Raw genomic sequence first — 18,196 nt, forward strand, 5'->3', positions numbered from 1 at the left:
GCGAACAGCCTCGATAGCTGAGATCGCACCTGCCTCGCAGGCACTTCTCTAAACCAGCTCCGTCGCCGTTGCGCTTTTTCCGCAAGAGGAGGCCCACAGGCCTCAGCGCAGCCACGATCTTCCTGCGACTGGTGTCTTGCCACGGCGCGCCGTGGCGTCGAAATTCGTGCCGCGCCGCTCAACGCGACAGCTCGGCGATGGAGACCTTTGCATGACCGTCCCAGCCACCCTCGTCAGCTACATCAAGCTGATACGGGCCGAGGTCCGCTATGCCGATCCATCGCGTCATGCCGTGGCGGGCAACGTCATGTCCCATCTCGAATCAATCCGGGCCTGCGCGGACCTTACGCCCGAGATGGCGCGAGAAATCTCGCAAGTGCTGGAAGAGGTCTCACGATTGGATTCGGCCATGGACCGTGCGCCAGGGTTCCAGACCGATGCGATCGCAGACGCGAAGGGAAAGGTCGATGCCGCCATCGACGCCCTTGAACGGTCGCTGAGGTTCGCCCTGCCAACTGCTGAGGCACAAGCCCTTGGAATGGGATGGCAAACGGGCGCCTAGCACGTCTGGCGGCCATCTGCTGGCGTTCCGATGAGCCCCTTTGGAGGATGCACGCCAATCCTCAAGGTCCAGAGGCCTAGGAAACGCGGTGGCTTGGGAGCGCAATTCGGCGGCTCGTCCTTTTGCCGATCCCCCTGGAGCTGCTATCTCCAGGGGAAAGGGTCTGGGGCGGCGATCGGCGCCTGCCTTGAGGGCCACCAGCCAACAGAGGCCTATGGCGCGGCATCATCCCAAGCGGCCCAAACCGCCGGCTCGAGACGTCGCGGTCATCTTCCGCGACACGTGCCTGATCGGTGATGGAAGCCTCTTTTCGGCGGGCCGGGCGCTCTGGACAAAGGCCCTCGCCGGCGAGCTGAGGCGACCAGTCCTGGACCATCCGGGCCAGGGATCGGGTGACTTCGTCCCAGAGCTTGAGGCCCGGCTCTCCAACGCCTCGGCCGACGTCAAATGCCTGGCTGCGGAGATGCTCTGGAGTCTTCTCCGGACTCAATCGGCCCTCCCTGCGGCGCGCAAGCGCGAGGTCGTCACCACAGTCTGGGGCTGGGCTGGTGAAGCACTCGAAAAGGGCCACCCCCTGCTGGCCGACGCTGTGCTGGAGGGAACCGGCTCAGCTGGCCTGGTTCGAACCTCAGGCCAGTGGCAGGAGCTTGGCTACCTTGTCCAGCTGGTGGACACGCTGAAGGACATCCCCACCGCATCGCGCGCCGCCCTCGTGCGTGATCCAAGGGTGTTCGGAGGCTGACCCGATGACGGCTTGACCCCAACACGTGCTGCGCCTCGCGTCAGCATCCTCGGCGCCGCCCTGTTCACGCCCTCCGTCCGGCCAGGCCCCAACAGGCCCATGCCCACCACCACCAAGACGGCCGGCGTGGGCGTCTCCTCTGGCGGGACTCGCCAAATGGCGCCGTCGTCCTGGACGAGTCCGGATGGACAGCATATCGAGCCCAGGTGGACGCTGACCCGGGCCACCTCGTTTCCGCCCCCGACAGACAGGGCCTGATGTCCGCCAAGACCGCTGCGATAGAAACCCCAGGGCCGAAGGCCCGTCCACGCTCGCGGGCGTCCTCGCGATGCTGGCGCCGGGCGATGGGCTGGCCTGCGCCCAATAGCGGGCGTGGAAGGGGACGTTCCCCCGCCTGCTGATGGACATCACCTTTACCATCGTCTCGCGGAACTACGCGGCCCAGGCGGCAAGCCTGATGGAGAGCCTGGCGGTCGCCGAGCCGCGGGCGGCGCGCATTGTCGTGACCACCGACGGGCCCATCACCTTCTCAGATCCCGCCATACGGGTGGTCGACGCGGCGACCCTGGTGCCCGATTACGGCGTCATGTGCGCCTACTACGACGCCTTGGAGCTCAACACGGCGGTCAAGCCGCACGCCTTCCGCGCCCTGCTGGCGGAAGAGGGCGTGACCTCCGGCGCCTATCTTGATCCCGACATCTGGGTCTACCGGCCTCTCGACGAGGTGCGCGAGGGCCTGGCGCGCGCGCCCCTGGTCCTGACCCCACACATGACCCGGCCACTTGTCGGCGACGCCAATCCCAACGACCACGTCATCCTGACCTCGGGCGCCTACAACCTCGGCTTCATGGCCGCCCGCGCCGAGCCGCAGGTCGACGCCCTGCTGGCCTGGTGGGCGGAGAAGTGCCGGTTCGACTGCCGGGTCGACCCCGCGGCTGGCCTATTCACCGACCAGAAATGGATGGACCTGGCGCCAGGCCTTGTGAGCGACTTCGCCCTGCTGCGGACGCCGACGCTCAACCTCGCCTACTGGAACCTTCCGGGGCGCGAGCTCACCCGGACACCGGAAGGTTGGCTTGTCGATGGACTGCCCCTGGGCTTCTTCCATTTCTCAGGATTCGATCCCGCCCATCCAGGCTTGCTCTCCAAGCACCAGGACCGGATGGCGGTGACGGCGGGTTCGCCCCTGGCGGAGCTGCTGGCGGACTACGCCAGGGCGCTGATGCGCAACGGCCACGAGCAGGCCGCGCAGGTCCCCTATGGCCACTGCGCCTTCCCGTCCGGTCAGGTCGCCACCTCCGCCCAGCGCCGCCGCCTGCTGGCCGCGGCCCGGATGGGCGAGGATTTCGGCGGCGGGCTGACCGCCGAGGCCGAGACCTGGCTTGCGGTGGAGCCCGGCAAGGGCGTCCGCGAGACCATCCCGCCCCCTGAAGGTCCCTGGCTGGCGCCATCTGGCGAGTTGGCCGCCTGGCTGATGGCCGGGCCCGCGACGCGGGCCATCGACGCCCTGCGGGCGGGGCGCAAGGACCTGCGCGACCGCTTCGCCTCCGATCCCGAAGGGCTGAAGGCCTGGCTGCTCGGGCCTGAATCGCTCGACGGCCGGTTCTCCGCCCGCCTGGTCCCGTTCGAGGCCTTGCAGCATCCCGACCTGCCGTTGCGCGCTGCGCGATATGCGGCGGGAGAGGCCACCCAGGCCAGGCTGCGCCTAGCGGCCTATGGCCTGGCCGACCGGGCCGGCTGGCCCGAGACCCTGGCGGCGCCGTTGCGCCGCCGTTTCGACACCCCGGTCCCCGAGCTCGCCCGCGGCCTGCCGTTCACGCGGCTGTTCCTGGAGATCTGGGAGAGCCGCGGCGACCTGCAGAAGCTGTTCCCGCTGCTGGGCCTGCGCCAGCGGTTCGCCTTCCTGCGCTGGCTGATCGGCGGCGGACTGGCTGAGGCCGGCATAGACCTCGCCGCCTTGCCGCCGGCCGTGGACAGCCATCCGACGTGGGAGCTGGCCCGGCTGACCGTGCGCCGCGAACCTCCGCCCCTCGCCCGGCCGGCCGCCACCGGAAGGATCGGCCAACTGGTCGTGGTGGAGGCCTGGAGCGAGGGCTGCGCGGCCCGCGACGCCCTGGTGTTCGACGCCGGCGCCGGCCGCTTCCGCACCCCAGGCGGAGCGCCTGTCGCGCCGCCCGTCCTGGCCGAACGGGTGGTCTACAAGGTCCAGCCCGACCTGGTCGCCGGCGACGCCGTGGCCCTGCTGTCCAACGGGGTCACGTGGCGGGCCGCCTCATGAGCCTGCTCACCGCCGTGCGCCGCCTGTGGCGGCAGATGACGCCCGAACCCGTGCGGCGCGCCATGCAGCCGATCCTGGGGCCAGCGCTGGAGGTCTATGTCCGCGGCCTGGCCCGCCGTCCACACGAGGCCCAGGCCTATGACGGGCCGATCCGGGTGGTGGGCGACTTCGGCGGTTCCTACGGCATATCGGCCTCGGCGCGGTTCGCCGTGCGCGCCTTCCAGGCCCTGGGCGTGCCGGTCGAGGCCGTGGACGTCTCAGGAGCCAAGCTCGACTGGATCGGCGCCGCCGACGCCGCCCGCGCGCCAGGTCCGTGGATCTTCCACATCAACGCCCCGGAGTTGCTGGCGGCCCTGGCCTATCTCGGTCCGAAGCATGTGCTGGGTCCGCGGTTCGGCTACTGGGCCTGGGAACTGCCCAGGGCGCCGAAGCGCTGGCTAAGGGACGCACGACTGATAGACGAGGTCTGGGCGCCTAGCGACTACACCGCCCAAGCCCTGGCGGGCGCCAAGGCGCCGGTGCGGGTCGTGCCCCATCCGATCTTCCTTGAGGACTATCGCGACGTGGCGCCCCTGCCGCGGGAGCCTGGGTTCCTGGCGGTCACCCTGTTCGACTTCAACTCCTCGATGGCCCGCAAGAACCCTCAGGGCGTGATCGCCGCCTTCGCCCGCGCCTTCCCGGACGACCCGACCGCGCGGCTGGTGATCAAGACCCAGAACGGCGGCCTGTTTCCCGATCTGCTGGACGAACTGCGCCGCGCTGCGCCGGCCAATGTGGAGGTGCTGGACGCCGTCTGGCCCTATGCCCAGGTCAAGTCCCTGATCGCCTCGGCCGATGTGCTGATCTCGCTGCACCGGGCCGAGGGCTTCGGCCTGACCATCGCCGAGGCCATGGCGCTCTCCGTGCCGGTGATCGCCACCGGCTGGTCGGGCAATACCGACTTCATGGACGAGGCCTGCGCCCTAGTCGTGCCATCCGCCCCAGTGGCGGTGGACGATCCGCAGGGAATCTACAAGGGCCAGGCCTGGGCCGATCCGGACATCGAGGCCGCCGCCCAGGCCCTGGTGCGGCTGCGCGCCGATCCGGTGCTGGCCAGCCACCTGCGTCAGGCGGGACGGCGACGGGTGGCCGAGCGGCTCTCGCCCCAGGCCTGGTTTGCGACCCTGCCCAACGATCTGCGCAAGGCGGCCATGGTCGCCGCCAGCCGCTCGCGGAAGGCTCAATCCGGCGCGTAGGGCTTACAGAACGTAGTGAGCGCGAAAACCCCCAGCGCGGTGACCATCGCGGCTGGAACCAGGGTCAGCAGCACCTGGTCGGGGCCGAAGCCCACGGCGCGCAGCTCGCCCGCGATCAACGGACCGGCGATGGAGCCCATCCGTCCGAAGGCGATGGCCGCGCCGGATCCCGCCGCGCGCACCCCTTCCGGATAATAGGTCGGGGCGAGCGCATAGAGGATATAGAGCCCGCCCACCACCGCGAAGCCCGCCGCCCCGGCCGCGGCGTACAGCGCGCCGATACCGGCGAACTGCGACAGGCCGTAGAGGGCCACGGCCAGGCCGGCGAAAACCGCCGTCAGCAGCCCGCGATAGCCGGTGCGGTCGGCGATCCAGCCCAGGATCAAGGCGCCCACGACGCTGCTGATGTTCATCCAAAACGAGGCCTGGGCCCCGTCCTGCGGGGTGAAGCCCTTGGCGACCATCAGGGTGGGCAGCCAGTTGAGCAGCAGATACGTGACCAGCAGGTCGAGGGCGAAGACCAGCCAGATCAGTGAAGTGGCCAGCGCCCGGTTCCCGCCGAACAGACCATGGACCAGTCGGCGGTCGACATGCCGGGCCTGGGCTGGACGTGTCTCGGGCAGGAAGACGAACACAACCGGGGCCAGCAGCAGCGGTAGGGCGCCGCCGATCAGGAAGATGGTCCGCCAGTCCACAGTCTCTCCGCCGAGCTGGGCCAGGAGGGCCACGGCCGATCCGCCGGCGGGCAGGCCGCAGAACATGCTGGTGGTGGTGAGCGCGCGCCGATTTTGCGGGCTGATCTCGGTGGCGATGGCCATCATGTTGGGCATGGCCCCGCCGAAGCCGAGGCCGGTGGCGAGCCTCGCCAGCACCAGGGCCTCGTAGCTGTGCGAAAGGGCGGTAGCGACGGAGAAGATCCCAAACAGCGCCACCGACACGGTGAGCACCGGACGGCGTCCGAACCGGTCGGCCGCCCATCCCCCGAAGAGGGCTCCCATGGCCAGGCCGAGCATGGCCGCGCTGCCGGCTAGGCCGAGCTGGCTGGGGTCGAGGCCCAGTTCCGGCGCCATGCGTGGTGCGGCGACCCCGAAGGCCTGGATATCGTAGCCCTCGAGGGCCGCGATGCTGAAGCAGATGGCGACGATGAAGCCCGGGCCCAGTCGCCCGGCGGCCTTTGCGGTCATGCTGATTCCCCGCCCCTCACGTGCGCATCTGACAGGGCCGAAACGCTCCGCGCCAGCACAGATGTGGCGCCCTAGCCGTCCAGTTTGTCAGGCTTTAGGTTCATCAGGCCGCGACGCTCAAGCTCGCCGATCATCTGGTCGAGCTGGCTGCGCAGTTCGAGCATGCAGTCGGGGGTCAGTATCAGGTAGCCGGACTGCACCATCTGTTCCTGGCCGGCGGTGTCGGCGACATTGGCTGAGAAGGCCAGACGGAAGACGCCGGACTGGAACCCAAGTCCCGCCATCTTGTCGCCGAAGATCATCGGAAGGTCGAACTCGGGCAATCCGGGCGGGGTTGGCATGGCTCAAGATCGCATGATTCCTCGCCGGCACATGAGGACCGCGCGCCCTGCCTTGTGCTGCCGCGATCAGGCTGACGCGGCGACCAAGGCCGCAGGCCAGACAGGTGAGCCCAGCCATCAAGCATGATGACCCGATCAGCGGCCTGGCGCCGTCCTCCACCTGCGCTCCATCCAGGCAGTCCCATCGCCCACCGGGCCGCCCAGTCGGCTTGGGTCGCCCGAGGTGGGCACTTAACCATAGGGCGAAGATTTCGCCTTGCGGGAGCGTTTCGCCTCGACCACACTCGGAGAGGTTGAGGTTGCTCCCGACCGACGCGTCAACAGGCCCGGAGGCAAACAGCGCTCAATCGACAACCGCGACACGGTCTTCGCCTGGCGTTTGTCCGCGCCCGGATCGCTGCGACTGATCGCGCGGCAAGCCCTTCGGCCCGTTGGGAACCACCCCGCCCGACCGACTTCTACCCGGAACTGGACCATGCAGGATCCGCGGTCCGGTTGTCCGGCACTGCATGGCTGGATGCGGGCCCTGGCGTACTGCCGTCCAGAATATAAACACGTATGAATTCAATGGAGAAGTTGCATGTCCACGCTAGTCGTCATCGCCGGCCAGTCGAACGCACTTGGCTTCCAGCTCGGGTATAGCGACCTGCCGAGCTACGCCCAGACGCCCGACCCGGGCGTGAAGATCTGGAACGGCTCAGCCTTCGTCACGATGGAACCCAGCGTGAACACCGGCTCCCCGGGCGACCTGGACGCATGGGGTCCTGAAGTCGAGTTCGCCTATCAGTGGCGCCAGGACCATCCGGGCGAGACCCTCTACGTGGTGAAGTACGCGCGGGGAAGCACCGGCCTGGCGAACGATCCCAGCCAGTCCGACTGGTCGCCCGCCAGCGGGGAGCTCTTCGCCGCGGCGAAGGCCCAGGTCGACGCCGCCAAGGCGGCCCTCTCCGCCACCGGCCAAGGCTATAAGGTCGGCGCCATCATCTGGATGCAGGGCGAGACCGACGCGACCGATCTCGCAAAGGCCAACGCCTACCAGGCCAATCTGACCAACCTCTTCGCCCAGATGCGCGCCCAATGGGGCGACGCCGACACAAGCATCTATTTCGGCCAGATCAGCACGCAATCGAACTTCGCCTATGAGGGAACGGTCCAGTTGGCGGAGGCCAATGTCGATAGCGCGGACGCAAACGCGTTCATGACGATCACCGACGCCTTCGCCATGCAGTCCGACCTTGTCCACTTCTCCGGATCAGGTCAGGTGAGCTTGGGGGGCGGCCTCTATGCAAACTACGATACAGCCGTGAGCGTGACCGGCGGTTCCGGCGCGGACACCCTGATAGGTCGCGGTGGACTGGACAGTTTATTTGGCGGGGATGGCGCAGACAAGCTCGTGGGCGGCGACGCCTATGACTACCTCCATGGCAACCAGGGCAACGACCTCGCCTCCGGCGGCAACGGCGACGATTGGGTGCTCGGAGGCCAGGGCGCCGACACCGTCTCAGGTGAGGCGGGCAATGATCTGGTCCGCGGCGACGCCGGCAACGACACTGTCTATGGCAACTTCGGCAACGATACTGTCGAAGGCGGCGTGGGTGATGACACGGTGCGCGGCGGACAAGGCGACGACGTGGTCTCGGGCGGGGACGGCGCCGACTGGCTCGCCGGGGACAGGGGCGCCGACACCGTGACCGGCGGCATCGGCGCCGATACCTTCTACGGAACCGCCGGCATCGGCGTCGACAGGATCACGGATTTCTCGCTCGCCGATGGCGACCGCATCCAGTTGTCGCCAGGCACAGCCTACACCCTCTCCTATCAAGGCTCGGACACGATCATCGACCTTGGGGGTGGCGACGTGATCACCTTGGCCGGCGCCCAGCCTCCGGCCGGCAGCTGGATATTCTACGGCTGAACCGGCTTGGCGCGTCCGGCCCGACAGCCGGACGCGTCGACGCCGCAGCGCCAGCTCAATGCAGACGCGACAACGATCGAATCGATGGTCGTGTGCTGGATCGCGAGGGGGTCCACGCGGGCTTGGCGGCAGGCCTTGTCGGCCCCGCGCATGCCTTTGGTTGGCGTCTCGCAAATCGCGCATAAGTCGTGAATATACAAACACACGTTTTACTTGTTCTTCCGAGCGCCTCGTGAGACCCTTGCGTGGGGGCGCGAGGCTTCAACATCTTTCCAGGAGGGTATGGGGTGAGAACAGTATTTCGCGTGGCTTCCACGATGCTTGCCGCACTATCGATCATGGCCGCTGGCGGCGGCGCATCGGCGCAGTCCTATGGCCAATGGCAGAGCTACATGGGCGCTGGGTACAAGTATGCCCGACAGGTCCAGGGCAACGGGGCGATCTTCGGCACGGTCGGGGTGACGTCCGGCGCGGGCGGGTTCATGGAACTCTACCATACCGGCCCCAACAGCACGACCGATGTCTGCGCCGCCGGCGGCAACGTGGAGAGGTTCGATGTCCAATACTGCTCGATGACGAACATCACCACCAGCGCCGTGACCTATGATCAGTTCGATGTCTACATCGGCGTGCGGGCTCCGACCGGGACGACGGTCTACAAGAACCAGGTCGAGACCGGGTCCGACAGGAAGACCATCCTCTGGTATGACAACAACGCCAGCTATCTGGTCGATTCAGGGGATACTGGCTACTACGTCAGTTGCCCCAACGATGGCCACCCCTACGCCATCCACGACATCCAGGGCACGGCGACCATCATGCAGACCTGGTTCCGCGGGGACGCCGGTGGCGGCAACTACACCACGAAGTTCTTCTGGCAGGGGCGCGTGTCGACGCCCTCCAGCAAATCAAATCCCAATTGGGGAGCATCGGGCGCCTCGGCCTCGTCCGTCATGATGTCGGAGGCCTTCTGGTGCGAGGACACCACCGGGAACAGTCCCGGCTGCGCGATCGGCGGCACCTGGCAGGTCGGCGCCGGCAATACGGGCGCCATGTCTGACAGCCTGACCTGGCCGACGGGCGCCGGTGTCCTCTACGGGCGCAATGTCTGGCACTCCCTCACCGCCCCGTTCTGGTGGCATGACTCCTGGTACCCCGACATCGGTGACGACGGCTCCGACAATAAGGTCGCCTTCTCCGGCTGCTGACTTGCGGTGCGTCCGGCGCATATCGGCGCCGGACGCGTCCTTGCCATCGACCGTGGGGCGACAGCCCCGCCTGCGGCCACCGCGTCCGTTACGGCGCGCCCAGCGCCAGTGGACCGACCTTGGATCGGGCCTTCGTGATGGCTTCGCCCAGGCCGAGCAGATCGGCGCCGCGGATCACTGATCCCTCGACGATGAAGGCCGGGGTCCCCTTGATCTCCAATGCATTGGCCAGGGCGAGGTTGTCGCTCAGATGCTTCCCGATCTCTGGATCGTCGGCGGCGACCACGGCGGAGCCGGGGTCGACGCCATGGCGTTCCAGGATGCGCGTCACTGTGGCCTGGTCGAGCGCCTTGGCGTCCATGAATTCAGCATGGATTTCCCGGGTCCTTGGCCGGGCCGGCTTGGATAGGATGATGCGCGCTGCGATCTGGGACGGACCGCCGAAGATGGGGAGCTCCTTGAACACGAACCTCACATCAGGGTTGGCGTCGGCGAGCTTGAGCACTTCCGGGGCGACACGTTTGCAGTGCGCACAGCGGTAGTCGTAGAACTCGACGACCGTCACCTTGCCTTCCGGATTGAGGACGAAGTCGCGCGGGTCGCGCTCGAGCAGGCCGCGATTGGTGCGCAGCGCCACCCGCGTCGCCTCGGTCTTGGCGGCCATGCGGCGGGCCTGCAGGCCCTTCATAGATTCCTCGATGATCTCCGGATGCTCCATGATGAAGGATTTCATCTCAGCCTCCCGGCTTTGCCGATCTGGCGCCTGGCATCCAGCGGTGAGCGCGGCGATCAGCGGCGCGGCCAGAGCGATTTTCCGCATGGCGATCCTTTCTCCCAAAGCCCTATAGGTCAAAACCCGCAGTCGCCAACGACGCTGGAGCGCCCCTCGCCTTACGGCCGATATTTCCCGAAACCCCACCATAGATACGTTCATCCGGGGCCAGAACCTGCAACGGTCACCGAAGACGGCCACGCGCCGGACCGCATCAGGAACGGGGCTCAAACAGGATTTCGGTCACCAGGCGGCGGCCGGCCTCGCGGCGCAACTGGACCCAGACATCCACGACCTCGCGCACATAGGACATGCTGTCATCACGGGTGAGGTTGGAATCGGCCTGGACCATCATGAGCGCCATCTGGCTCAGGCCCCCGGCGGGACTGTCGGCATGGACGGTGGTGATCGATCCGGGGTGTCCGGTGTTGGCGGCCCTGGCGAAGGTCAAGGCCTCGGAGCCGCGCAGTTCACCCAAGATGATGCGGTCGGGCCGCATGCGCAGGGAGGCGCGGAGCAGGTCGTCGACGTCGACGGCGGCTTCCCCCAGCTCGCCACGCACCGCCACGAGGCCGACTGCGTTGGGGTGGTGGATCTGCAGTTCGGGCGCGTCCTCGATCACGATCAGCCGTTCATCCCTCGGGATCTCGCTGATCAAGGCGTTTGCAAAGGTCGTCTTGCCGGTCGATGTGCCGCCGCAGACCACGATGTTGCGCCGATCCAGGACAGCGGCGCGCAGGAACGCCTCGGTGTCGCCTCCGGCCAGCAGCCGCTGCAAGTCGGCGTCGCGGGTCGATCGCCTTCCGTCAGCGCGCCCGACCCAGTCGAAGACGCCCGATCTCTGCAGGTCGCCCAGGCTGAGGTCGGCCACGACGTGTCGGCGGATGGCAAGCGCTAGATGGCCGCGGGTCGCCGGCGGCGCGATCACCTGGACCCGGGACCCATCCGGCAGGGTCGCCGACAACAGGGGATGGGCGCGGCTGACCCCTTGGTGCGCGCGGGCCGCAACCTGCCTCGCCAACCGCCATAGATGGGCGTCGTCCAGGGTGGGCTCGACATGGCGCTCGATCTCGCCGCCCAGGGTCTCAACCCAGAGCTCCCCCGGCCGGTTGATGAAGAGGTCGGTGACCTCGGGCCGGTCGAGGTAGGGGACGAGGGGCTGCAGGTAGGCGTCGAGATAGGCGCCGTCCGTCATGGGTGTCAGGTCCGCAGGCAAGGCTAGCTCCCCATGCCGCCCACCGCGGAGAAGTCGAGGTCGCGGGCGACAAAGACGCGAACCGCCGCGCCGTGCGGCACCCGCACGACAGGGGCGATATCGCGCCCGCGCGCGGAGTTCGATCCTTCGATCGAGCCGATCGGAGAGCCGATGATGACCTGGGAGGCCCGGCCGCCCTGCAAGGAGCTTACCGCGGCGTTGAGGCTCGACATCAGCACCGCGCCACCGAACCGATCCAGGAACTTGCGGTCGACGGTCCCGTCCAGCCCGCCGCGACCGAGGGCGTCAGCGGCCGGGGAGTCCAGCTGCACCGAGGCGCCGTCGGGTCGGATCAGGCGTGTCCAGATCACGAACACGCGCGACTGCCCGGCCGCCAGGTCGCTCTTGTAGCGGCCAATGAGCCGGCTCCCTCCGGGGATCAGCACGCGACGGCCGTCGAAGCTCATCACGTCGCGGCTGATGATTGCGCGCGCGAAGCCCGGCAGGTCTGAGTCGATCGCGGTCTCGAGCACCGCGGGGATGATGGCGCCCTGGGGAACCACCATCCCGGGATTGCGCAGCCGTGTGGCGCTGACCCGTTCGTCCTCGCCCTGCCCGGCGCCAGCCATTAGTCCTTCAAGGTCTTCCGCGCCGCCGGCCCCTGCACTCCCCCCCGATGGGGCGGGCTGCGCGCCTGCGCCCGCGGCGCCCGATCCCGGCGCCGCCGTGCGATTTGGCGCAAGGTCGACGATCAAGATCGGGGAGGTTGATGAGCGCGCCACTTGGGGCGGGGGCGGGAGCGGCATCTGCGGCAGGAACCCCGGCGATGGAGGCGGCAAGTTGGCCAGCGCCGGTTGCGGCGCGGGCGCCGGCGGCGGCGGCGGACCAGGTTCGCGGAGGTCCAGGGGCGGTGGCGCGGCCACGGCGACAGACCGCCCCACCGTTGGCGCGGTCAGTAGGACCTCAGCGCGCTTCACGCGGCTGGCGTTCAGCGACAGGAACAGGCCGGCGCCGAGCGCCAACAGCAGGACCGCGCCGAAAACCAGTTCGATAGGACCGCGCGCGGGCCCTGCGACCGCCAGGCCGTTGTCCGGCAGGTCGCCTGGCGGGCGGGCTCCGGCGAGGCGGGGATCGGCGTCATTTGGGGCCACACCGAACAATGGCATCAGCGTGCGCCTCCGAGCGCTCGATTGACGACCGTGGCCGTCTCCGACCCGTTGCGCAGGATGAACTTCCCAGCCGTCTGTTCGACGACGACATAGCCGTCGCGCACGCCGTAGTTGGCGAGGTTCTCGGCACCGTCACGGCCGACCACGAAGATCGCCGGGATGGCGTTGCGCTCTGACCACCGGAAATAGGTGAAGCGGCCGTCGTCGAAGAGGCTCGCCGGCGCGAGGCTCGTTGGGCCCTTCACCTCATAGTCCTCGTTGCGCGATGCGTGGAGCGTCGGCGCCGGAAGGGTCTCGTCGCTCGGCGGATAGCGGAAGCGGACAACATAGGCGAGGTTGGCGCCCTCGGCGCCGTCCGCGCCGGTCGCCAGTTCGAAGGCGTAGCGACGCAGGTCGGTGACCACGGTCATGTTGGTGGCCGCGAAGGGGTTCAGCGGCTTGACGAACAGGAGGTTGGCGCGACGGTTCGGGGTCACCTGCCAAGCAAGGGCGTCGCCCACGGCGACGTTCTCGATCCGCTCGCCCGGCGCGAACTCGACCATCAGTTGATAACCGACAAAACCGGTGAGCAGGACCACCTCCTGGGGATCGAACATCACCTCGCGGATGCGGGGGTCGGCCTTTCCCGGAGCCGGCACGATCGCCGCCGCCGCGGGCGTGGACGCGCCCAACAGGCAGAGTGCAAGGAGGGCGGCGCGCTTCACCGCGCAGGCTCCGCCACGGGCGTGACAACTTCAGACGGGACCTCCAGGTCGCGGCGGTAGGTGCTCACGCTGAAGCCAAGCGGGTTGTCGAACCGCTGCGCCATGGCCGCAGGCTCGCCTGAATACTGATAGCTGACAGCGGCGACAAAGGGCTGTCGCGACGCGGCGGCGCCTGGTCCGCTACGCTCGGTCTCGAAACGGATAAGGGCGGTGCGGCGCGGCAGCAGCGAAACGCTCTTCACCACCACCCGCACCTGTTCGCCCGGCCCATTGGCTTTCAGGGGACTGTGGGGGTTCGAGGACCGCATCAGCGCCAGGTAGTCGGCGCGCGCGCGTCCCGATGACCAGTCCAGCGTACGCCGGTAGGTCTCGTTGAGGTCGGTTCGGTCGAAGGTTTCCCGCGAGATCACGTAGCGCACCAGGTTGGACTGGGTGACCGCCGCATCCTGGGTCAGTTGGCCCTCGGCCAGCGGCCGGGCCAGCTCGACATAGCCGGTCTGGCGATCGACAACGAAGGCGTAGGGCGTGGTGGTCTTCAAGGGCGCGAGCGCTGCAAGCGCCAAGGCTTCCAGGGCGGCGACCACCACGGCGACGGAGGCGACGACCCAGGCGGTGCGTCGCGAACGACGTAGACCGCCCGCAACGTCCTCTCCCCAGTCGCCGGCCATGGCGTAATAGGCCGCGCGTCGACCATCCGAACTGTGCTGGTTCATCCTTCACGCCTCATGGCGGCGTTGGAACGCCGTGGTGGGGGGCGGCGCGCGGCCTGGGCCTCGGCGAACGCGCCCACGAAAGCCGAGGGCTTGACGGGCCCCGGGGCGAGGGCCTGGGTCCGCGCGTCGCGCCTCCCGTGCAGTTGCGCCGGCGCCCGCGTCTCGCGGCGTGATCCAGCATCGGAGGATCGAGGTTCAGCGCGGCTTTCGGCCGCCGCCGCCGGCGCCTGGTTCGGTGCGGGCCGCAGCTCCGCCGCCGGCTCGCTCCCCCTGCCCCGCAGGATGGCCGCGATCGATGCCGGCCGCAGCCCCCGGGCGACAAGGGCCGCCCCGAAGATGGCGCCAAGGCCCACCAGGCCGAAGATCGAGACAACCAGCAGCAGGGCGTTGGCGGATTCGACACTGGCCGCGCTCCCTGGGTGGGCCTCTCCAAGGCGCCGAAGATGGGGCGACAGTAGGGATGTCTCCATCGCCGTCAGCAGGACAAGCGCCACCTGCGCCAGGGTGAGCCAGAGACCCGCCTGAAGCCAGCCGAAGAAGACGCCGCGCGTGCGGTCAAAGAACGCCGCCAGCAGGGCGAGCGGACCGGCGGCCAGGACCACGGCGACCAGCAGGCGCGAGGCCACCAACGGTCCGAGCGTTGACAACAGCAAGAGGAACGCAGCCATCTTCAACGTGTCACCCGCTGGGTTCTCCGCCCCCGGCGGGCCGAGCCGACCCGGGGGCGGCGGGGGAGCTTGGACAGCGGCCGAGGCGCTCGCCATTAGGCGGGTGTGCGCACGCTGCAGGTCGGCCAGCGTATCCCCCCTTAGGCCGACCGCCTCGCGGTAGCCTGCCTCCACCGGCGCCGCGATCTCAGCTGGCCCAGAGATGAGCAGGTCGTGGACCAGGCGTTGGTAGACCGGCCACTGGGAGGTCAGCGCCAGCACAAAACCGATCTTGACCAGGGAGATCGTCCAGGCGCCAAGGCGCGGGGGGTCGCCCGCCATCAGTCGCCAACCCTGGAAGGCGACATATAGGGCCAGCACCGCGCCCAACAGCCCGGCCGCGAGGCCGCCCGGTTCTGTCAGGGCGCCGTAGCCCGCCGCCGCCAGGGCCTGGCTGTGGCAATCGGCATTATCAAGCAGGCCTCGAACCAGGCCGAGATCAGCCGAGGGGGCGCGGCAGGCCATCAGGCCCGCTCCAACAGTCGAGGCAGCCAGACCTCTGGGTCCTCGCCGAAGTCGGCGCGGAGCCCGTCCAGCAGGCGCACCGTCCGTTCGCGTCCCGACAGCACCGTCAGGATATCGGTCTCGCCTGAAAGGCTCAGGTTGCAGACCACGCTATCGGCGCCATGCCGGATCAAGAGCGAATGACCGGTGTCGGGCATGGTCCGGATGAGGTCGAGTTCGCGCAGGGTGAGCCCGAAGCCTTGGCAGTAGTCTTCCTCGCGCGCTTTGGGATTGGCGGTGAAGATATGGGTCGCCGATTGCTCCACGATGGCGCTCGAGATTCGGCTCTGCAGGGCGTCCTGGGCGCTCTGCGTGCAGAAGCCCACCACCCCGTTGCGCTTGCGGATAGTCTTTTCCCAGTCGCGGACCCGACCGACGAAGACGTCGTCATCCAGGGCCTTCCAACCTTCGTCGACCACGATCAAGGCGGGGGTCCCGTCCAACCGCTCCTCGACCCGCTGGAACAGGTACATCATCGCCGGTGTGCGGCAGGTGGGATCGTCGAGGATCTGCGTCAGGTCGAAGCCGACCGTGCGCGCTGAGAGGTCGAGCGTGTCGATCTCGTTGTCGAAGAGCCAGGCATGCTCTCCGTCGCCCCACCAAGGTCGGAGCCGCGCGGCGAGATCGGCCTCTCCGGGTCGGGCGCCGCCCCGCAGCAGTTCGCCGAAGTACCGCAGGCGGCGCAGCCGGGGAGCCTGCTCGAAGCTGGCGTCCACGGCCTCCTTGATCCGGGCGGTTTCCGCCGGCCCCAACGCCTCGCCTGGCTGGGCGACCAGCCGGCGGACCAGGTCCGTCAGGAAGCCACGCGCCATTGGCGAATCCGCCATCTGCAGGGGGTTCATCCCAGAGGGGCGGCCTGGTTGCAGAATCTCGTAGCGGCCGCCCACCGCGCGGATGAAAATCTCCGCACCGCGGTCCTTGTCGAAGAACACGATCCGCGGATCAAACCGGCGCGCCTGGGCCAGCAGGAAGTTGAGGGCGACGGTCTTGCCAGAGCCCGACGGACCGATGACGGTGAAATTGCCAAGGTCGCCATTGTGGAAGTTGAAGGCGTAGGGTCCGGCTGCAGTGGTTTCCAGCACAGTGACGGCCGAGCCCCAATGGTTGCCGCCGATGCGTCCCTCAGGGAAATTGTGGCCGCTGGCGAAACCGGCGAAATTCGCTGTCGAGATCAAGGCCTTGCGCGCGATGTCCTTGAAGTTGCCCGGGAACTGCGCCCAGTAGGCCGCCTCGAGGTTGACGTCCTCGCGCACCGACATGACCCCGATCTCCGCGAGCGAGGATCGGACCTCAGCGACGCCGTCGTCGAGCTCGGCGAAGTCGGATCCGCTCACCATGACCGTGAGATGGTGCTCACCGAAGGCCGCCCGACCGGCAGCCGTATCGTCCTTGGCCGCGGCGAGCTCAGCTCGCAGGCTAAGGGCCTCATCCTCCGCCGAACGCATCCGCCGCAGGGAAAGGTTCATCCGCTCCAGCGTCGCGGTGCGGTCGACGAAGGCGAAGCTCTGGGTGACCGTGAGTTCGCAGGGCAGCCGAAGCAGGTCGTCGAGCATGCCCGCCGCCGTCTGGGGCGGGTATTCCTTGATGGAGACCATGGCCGAGAACGTCCGCGGCGCCTCGCCGGCCGCCGACAGTTCTAGCGTCTCGCGGCCGAAGCTGACCCGTCGATAGGGAAGGTAGCGCCCAAGGTCGCACTCTGGCAGCAGGACGGGGCGGGCCTCATGGTTGTAGAGGCTCGACAGCATCTCAAGCGGTTCCGAGCACGGGCCGGCAGCCGTGTCGTAGGCCTGCAGGACGCGCGCGCCGTAGGGGGCGAGCGCGGCGACGAGGGCGTCAGCCGCCGCCCGCAGTTCCCCGACTTCCTTGGCCATGGCGAGCGCGCGCTCCTGGACGTCGGCGCGGGGGCGCAGGAGGCCACGGACCAGGCCGTCCAGGACGCCCGCCCGACCTTGGAGCGGCCGACGCACCACGGTGAGGTAGAGGGCGTTGGTGTAGAGGCGACGGGCCTTGAGGCGCCCGTTCCAGAGCCTATCGAGCGCGTCGCTGAAGGGGTCTGGGAAGGCCCCCTTCAGCTCGACCTTCACCTCCCGCCGCAGGATGTGGTGGTAGAGGGCGAATTGTGAGTTGGCGATGCTCCGCAGCGTCGCGTCGCGTATGGCCTTCCGATAGTCGATATCCTCCGACGAGGCCGTCTCGAAGGGAAGGCCCTTCAGCTGGAGCACCGACATCAGGAGGCCGTCCCGGGTCTCCAAGGTCCGGTCGTCGACATGGCGCGCATAGGGCAGACGATCGCCGGCGGCCCGCTCGCGGGCCGCGACGCGCTCGCCCTGGTCGTCCAGGGGTCCCATCGTCAGGGCCGGTAGGAATTGCAACGCCAATAGGCGTGGTTGGGGATGCGAGGACAGCGGCTGAGCCGCGTGACCCAAAGCTCCAGGAACCGGGGCTCGCGGACGCAGGCCAGGTAGGCCGCCGCATGGAACACAAGGGCCGCGGCCAAGACCCACGGTGAGCGCAGGATGAGGAAGAGTTCCGCCGTGATCACCGCATTGGCCACGAAGCAGCCATAGGTGACGCCGGCGAACATCTGGGGCCGCGTCAGGGCGGTGAAGACGCGGTCGCGTTCGAGCCCGGCCATATCACCCAAGTCCCTGGACGGAGGCGCGGATGCCCGCAACGATGGCGCTGGCGCCGAACAGGATGAAGCAGCCCAGGATCACCGAGGCGCCATAGCGCCAACTCAGCCGGCCGGTCAGCATGAGGAGCCCCACCGAGGCCACGGCGATCACGGCGACCACCGTCGCCACAGTGCCCAGCAACGTCCCCTGCAGCCAGCTCACGGCGCCTACGATCACACCAGAACCCGCCGGATCACCGACGAAATCCTGCGCCTGGGCGACGCCCGCCACGGCCCAAGCCGCGAAGGTCACGGCCGTCAGGCGCGCCTGGGATGTCCAATATGCCATTCTC

General features: G+C 68.4%; 17 protein-coding genes. 6 read left to right on the top strand and 11 right to left on the bottom strand.

Translation table 11 applies throughout. The annotated features are described in order from the left end of the window. Positions 1–211: 211 nt before the first annotated feature. The 4 genes from Q8Q88_RS19605 (at position 212) to Q8Q88_RS19620 (ending at position 4,817) form a co-directional block, all read left to right on the top strand. Positions 212–562, top strand: a complete 351-nt coding sequence (locus tag Q8Q88_RS19605; protein WP_305676869.1) for a hypothetical protein — start codon at positions 212–214, stop codon at positions 560–562. Positions 563–776: 214 nt separating this feature from the next. After that, complete coding sequence (locus Q8Q88_RS19610) at positions 777–1,304, top strand: hypothetical protein (RefSeq protein ID WP_305676870.1); 528 nt, start codon at positions 777–779, stop codon at positions 1,302–1,304. Positions 1,305–1,704: 400 nt separating this feature from the next. Continuing rightward, complete coding sequence (locus tag Q8Q88_RS19615) at positions 1,705–3,582, top strand: hypothetical protein (RefSeq protein WP_305676871.1); 1,878 nt, start codon at positions 1,705–1,707, stop codon at positions 3,580–3,582. Beyond that, entirely contained in the window at positions 3,579–4,817 is a 1,239-nt protein-coding gene (locus Q8Q88_RS19620; RefSeq protein WP_305676872.1) for a glycosyltransferase family 4 protein, read from the top strand. The genes Q8Q88_RS19615 and Q8Q88_RS19620 overlap by 4 nt, the downstream gene beginning before the upstream one ends. Here the strand turns inward: Q8Q88_RS19620 and Q8Q88_RS19625 are convergent. Next, complete coding sequence (locus Q8Q88_RS19625) at positions 4,802–6,001, bottom strand: MFS transporter (protein WP_305676873.1); 1,200 nt, start codon at positions 5,999–6,001, stop codon at positions 4,802–4,804. The two genes, Q8Q88_RS19620 and Q8Q88_RS19625, sit on opposite strands and share 16 nt — an antisense overlap. A gap of 71 nt (positions 6,002–6,072) precedes the next feature. Continuing rightward, positions 6,073–6,342, bottom strand: a complete 270-nt coding sequence (locus Q8Q88_RS19630) for a hypothetical protein (protein ID WP_305676874.1) — start codon at positions 6,340–6,342, stop codon at positions 6,073–6,075. 580 nt (positions 6,343–6,922) lie between these two features. Here Q8Q88_RS19630 and Q8Q88_RS19635 point away from each other — a divergent pair. Next, positions 6,923–8,257: a sialate O-acetylesterase gene (locus tag Q8Q88_RS19635; RefSeq protein WP_305676875.1), complete on the top strand. Its 1,335-nt coding sequence runs from the start codon at positions 6,923–6,925 to the stop codon at positions 8,255–8,257. 317 nt (positions 8,258–8,574) lie between these two features. Beyond that, on the top strand, positions 8,575–9,465 hold the full coding sequence (locus Q8Q88_RS19640) for a hypothetical protein (RefSeq protein ID WP_305676876.1): 891 nt from the start codon (positions 8,575–8,577) through the stop codon (positions 9,463–9,465). 88 nt (positions 9,466–9,553) lie between these two features. On the opposite strand, the gene Q8Q88_RS19645 is transcribed toward Q8Q88_RS19640, so the two are convergent. From Q8Q88_RS19645 to Q8Q88_RS19685, 9 genes are all read right to left on the bottom strand, one after another. After that, on the bottom strand, positions 9,554–10,285 hold the full coding sequence (locus Q8Q88_RS19645; RefSeq protein ID WP_305676877.1) for a DsbA family protein: 732 nt from the start codon (positions 10,283–10,285) through the stop codon (positions 9,554–9,556). A 166-nt stretch (positions 10,286–10,451) separates the two neighbouring features. Further along, positions 10,452–11,453: a P-type DNA transfer ATPase VirB11 gene (gene virB11, locus Q8Q88_RS19650; protein ID WP_371129884.1), complete on the bottom strand. Its 1,002-nt coding sequence runs from the start codon at positions 11,451–11,453 to the stop codon at positions 10,452–10,454. Positions 11,454–11,455: 2 nt separating this feature from the next. Further along, positions 11,456–12,598, bottom strand: a complete 1,143-nt coding sequence (locus tag Q8Q88_RS19655) for a TrbI/VirB10 family protein (protein WP_305676878.1) — start codon at positions 12,596–12,598, stop codon at positions 11,456–11,458. Continuing rightward, complete coding sequence (locus Q8Q88_RS19660) at positions 12,598–13,305, bottom strand: TrbG/VirB9 family P-type conjugative transfer protein (protein ID WP_305676879.1); 708 nt, start codon at positions 13,303–13,305, stop codon at positions 12,598–12,600. Before Q8Q88_RS19660 ends, Q8Q88_RS19655 begins: the two co-directional genes overlap by 1 nt. Next, entirely contained in the window at positions 13,302–14,018 is a 717-nt protein-coding gene (locus Q8Q88_RS19665) for a virB8 family protein (RefSeq protein ID WP_305676880.1), read from the bottom strand. The genes Q8Q88_RS19660 and Q8Q88_RS19665 overlap by 4 nt, the downstream gene beginning before the upstream one ends. Next, positions 14,015–15,190, bottom strand: a complete 1,176-nt coding sequence (locus Q8Q88_RS19670) for a type IV secretion system protein (RefSeq protein WP_305676881.1) — start codon at positions 15,188–15,190, stop codon at positions 14,015–14,017. The genes Q8Q88_RS19665 and Q8Q88_RS19670 overlap by 4 nt, the downstream gene beginning before the upstream one ends. Beyond that, complete coding sequence (locus Q8Q88_RS19675) at positions 15,190–17,577, bottom strand: VirB4 family type IV secretion/conjugal transfer ATPase (protein WP_305676882.1); 2,388 nt, start codon at positions 17,575–17,577, stop codon at positions 15,190–15,192. Before Q8Q88_RS19675 ends, Q8Q88_RS19670 begins: the two co-directional genes overlap by 1 nt. A 2-nt stretch (positions 17,578–17,579) precedes the next feature. After that, positions 17,580–17,864, bottom strand: a complete 285-nt coding sequence (locus Q8Q88_RS19680) for a type IV secretion system protein VirB3 (protein ID WP_305676883.1) — start codon at positions 17,862–17,864, stop codon at positions 17,580–17,582. Position 17,865: 1 nt separating this feature from the next. Next, entirely contained in the window at positions 17,866–18,192 is a 327-nt protein-coding gene (locus Q8Q88_RS19685) for a TrbC/VirB2 family protein (RefSeq protein WP_305676884.1), read from the bottom strand. Between the last annotated feature and the right edge of the window lie 4 nt (positions 18,193–18,196).

The organism is Phenylobacterium sp., assembly GCF_030697925.1.
Lineage (GTDB): Bacteria > Pseudomonadota > Alphaproteobacteria > Caulobacterales > Caulobacteraceae > Phenylobacterium.

Bases quoted from the DNA above. Each gene is read 5' to 3' on its own strand.
- Q8Q88_RS19605 (WP_305676869.1), top strand. From the start codon at position 212: ATGACCGTCCCAGCCACCCTCGTCAGCTACATCAAGCTGATACGGGCC.
- Q8Q88_RS19610 (WP_305676870.1), top strand. From the start codon at position 777: ATGGCGCGGCATCATCCCAAGCGGCCCAAACCGCCGGCTCGAGACGTC.
- Q8Q88_RS19615 (WP_305676871.1), top strand. From the start codon at position 1,705: ATGGACATCACCTTTACCATCGTCTCGCGGAACTACGCGGCCCAGGCG.
- Q8Q88_RS19620 (WP_305676872.1), top strand. From the start codon at position 3,579: ATGAGCCTGCTCACCGCCGTGCGCCGCCTGTGGCGGCAGATGACGCCC.
- Q8Q88_RS19625 (WP_305676873.1), bottom strand. From the start codon at position 6,001: ATGACCGCAAAGGCCGCCGGGCGACTGGGCCCGGGCTTCATCGTCGCC.
- Q8Q88_RS19630 (WP_305676874.1), bottom strand. From the start codon at position 6,342: ATGCCAACCCCGCCCGGATTGCCCGAGTTCGACCTTCCGATGATCTTC.
- Q8Q88_RS19635 (WP_305676875.1), top strand. From the start codon at position 6,923: ATGTCCACGCTAGTCGTCATCGCCGGCCAGTCGAACGCACTTGGCTTC.
- Q8Q88_RS19640 (WP_305676876.1), top strand. From the start codon at position 8,575: ATGCTTGCCGCACTATCGATCATGGCCGCTGGCGGCGGCGCATCGGCG.
- Q8Q88_RS19645 (WP_305676877.1), bottom strand. From the start codon at position 10,285: ATGCGGAAAATCGCTCTGGCCGCGCCGCTGATCGCCGCGCTCACCGCT.
- Q8Q88_RS19655 (WP_305676878.1), bottom strand. From the start codon at position 12,598: ATGCCATTGTTCGGTGTGGCCCCAAATGACGCCGATCCCCGCCTCGCC.
- Q8Q88_RS19665 (WP_305676880.1), bottom strand. From the start codon at position 14,018: ATGAACCAGCACAGTTCGGATGGTCGACGCGCGGCCTATTACGCCATG.
- Q8Q88_RS19670 (WP_305676881.1), bottom strand. From the start codon at position 15,190: ATGGCCTGCCGCGCCCCCTCGGCTGATCTCGGCCTGGTTCGAGGCCTG.
- Q8Q88_RS19675 (WP_305676882.1), bottom strand. From the start codon at position 17,577: ATGGGACCCCTGGACGACCAGGGCGAGCGCGTCGCGGCCCGCGAGCGG.
- Q8Q88_RS19680 (WP_305676883.1), bottom strand. From the start codon at position 17,864: ATGGCCGGGCTCGAACGCGACCGCGTCTTCACCGCCCTGACGCGGCCC.
- Q8Q88_RS19685 (WP_305676884.1), bottom strand. From the start codon at position 18,192: ATGGCATATTGGACATCCCAGGCGCGCCTGACGGCCGTGACCTTCGCG.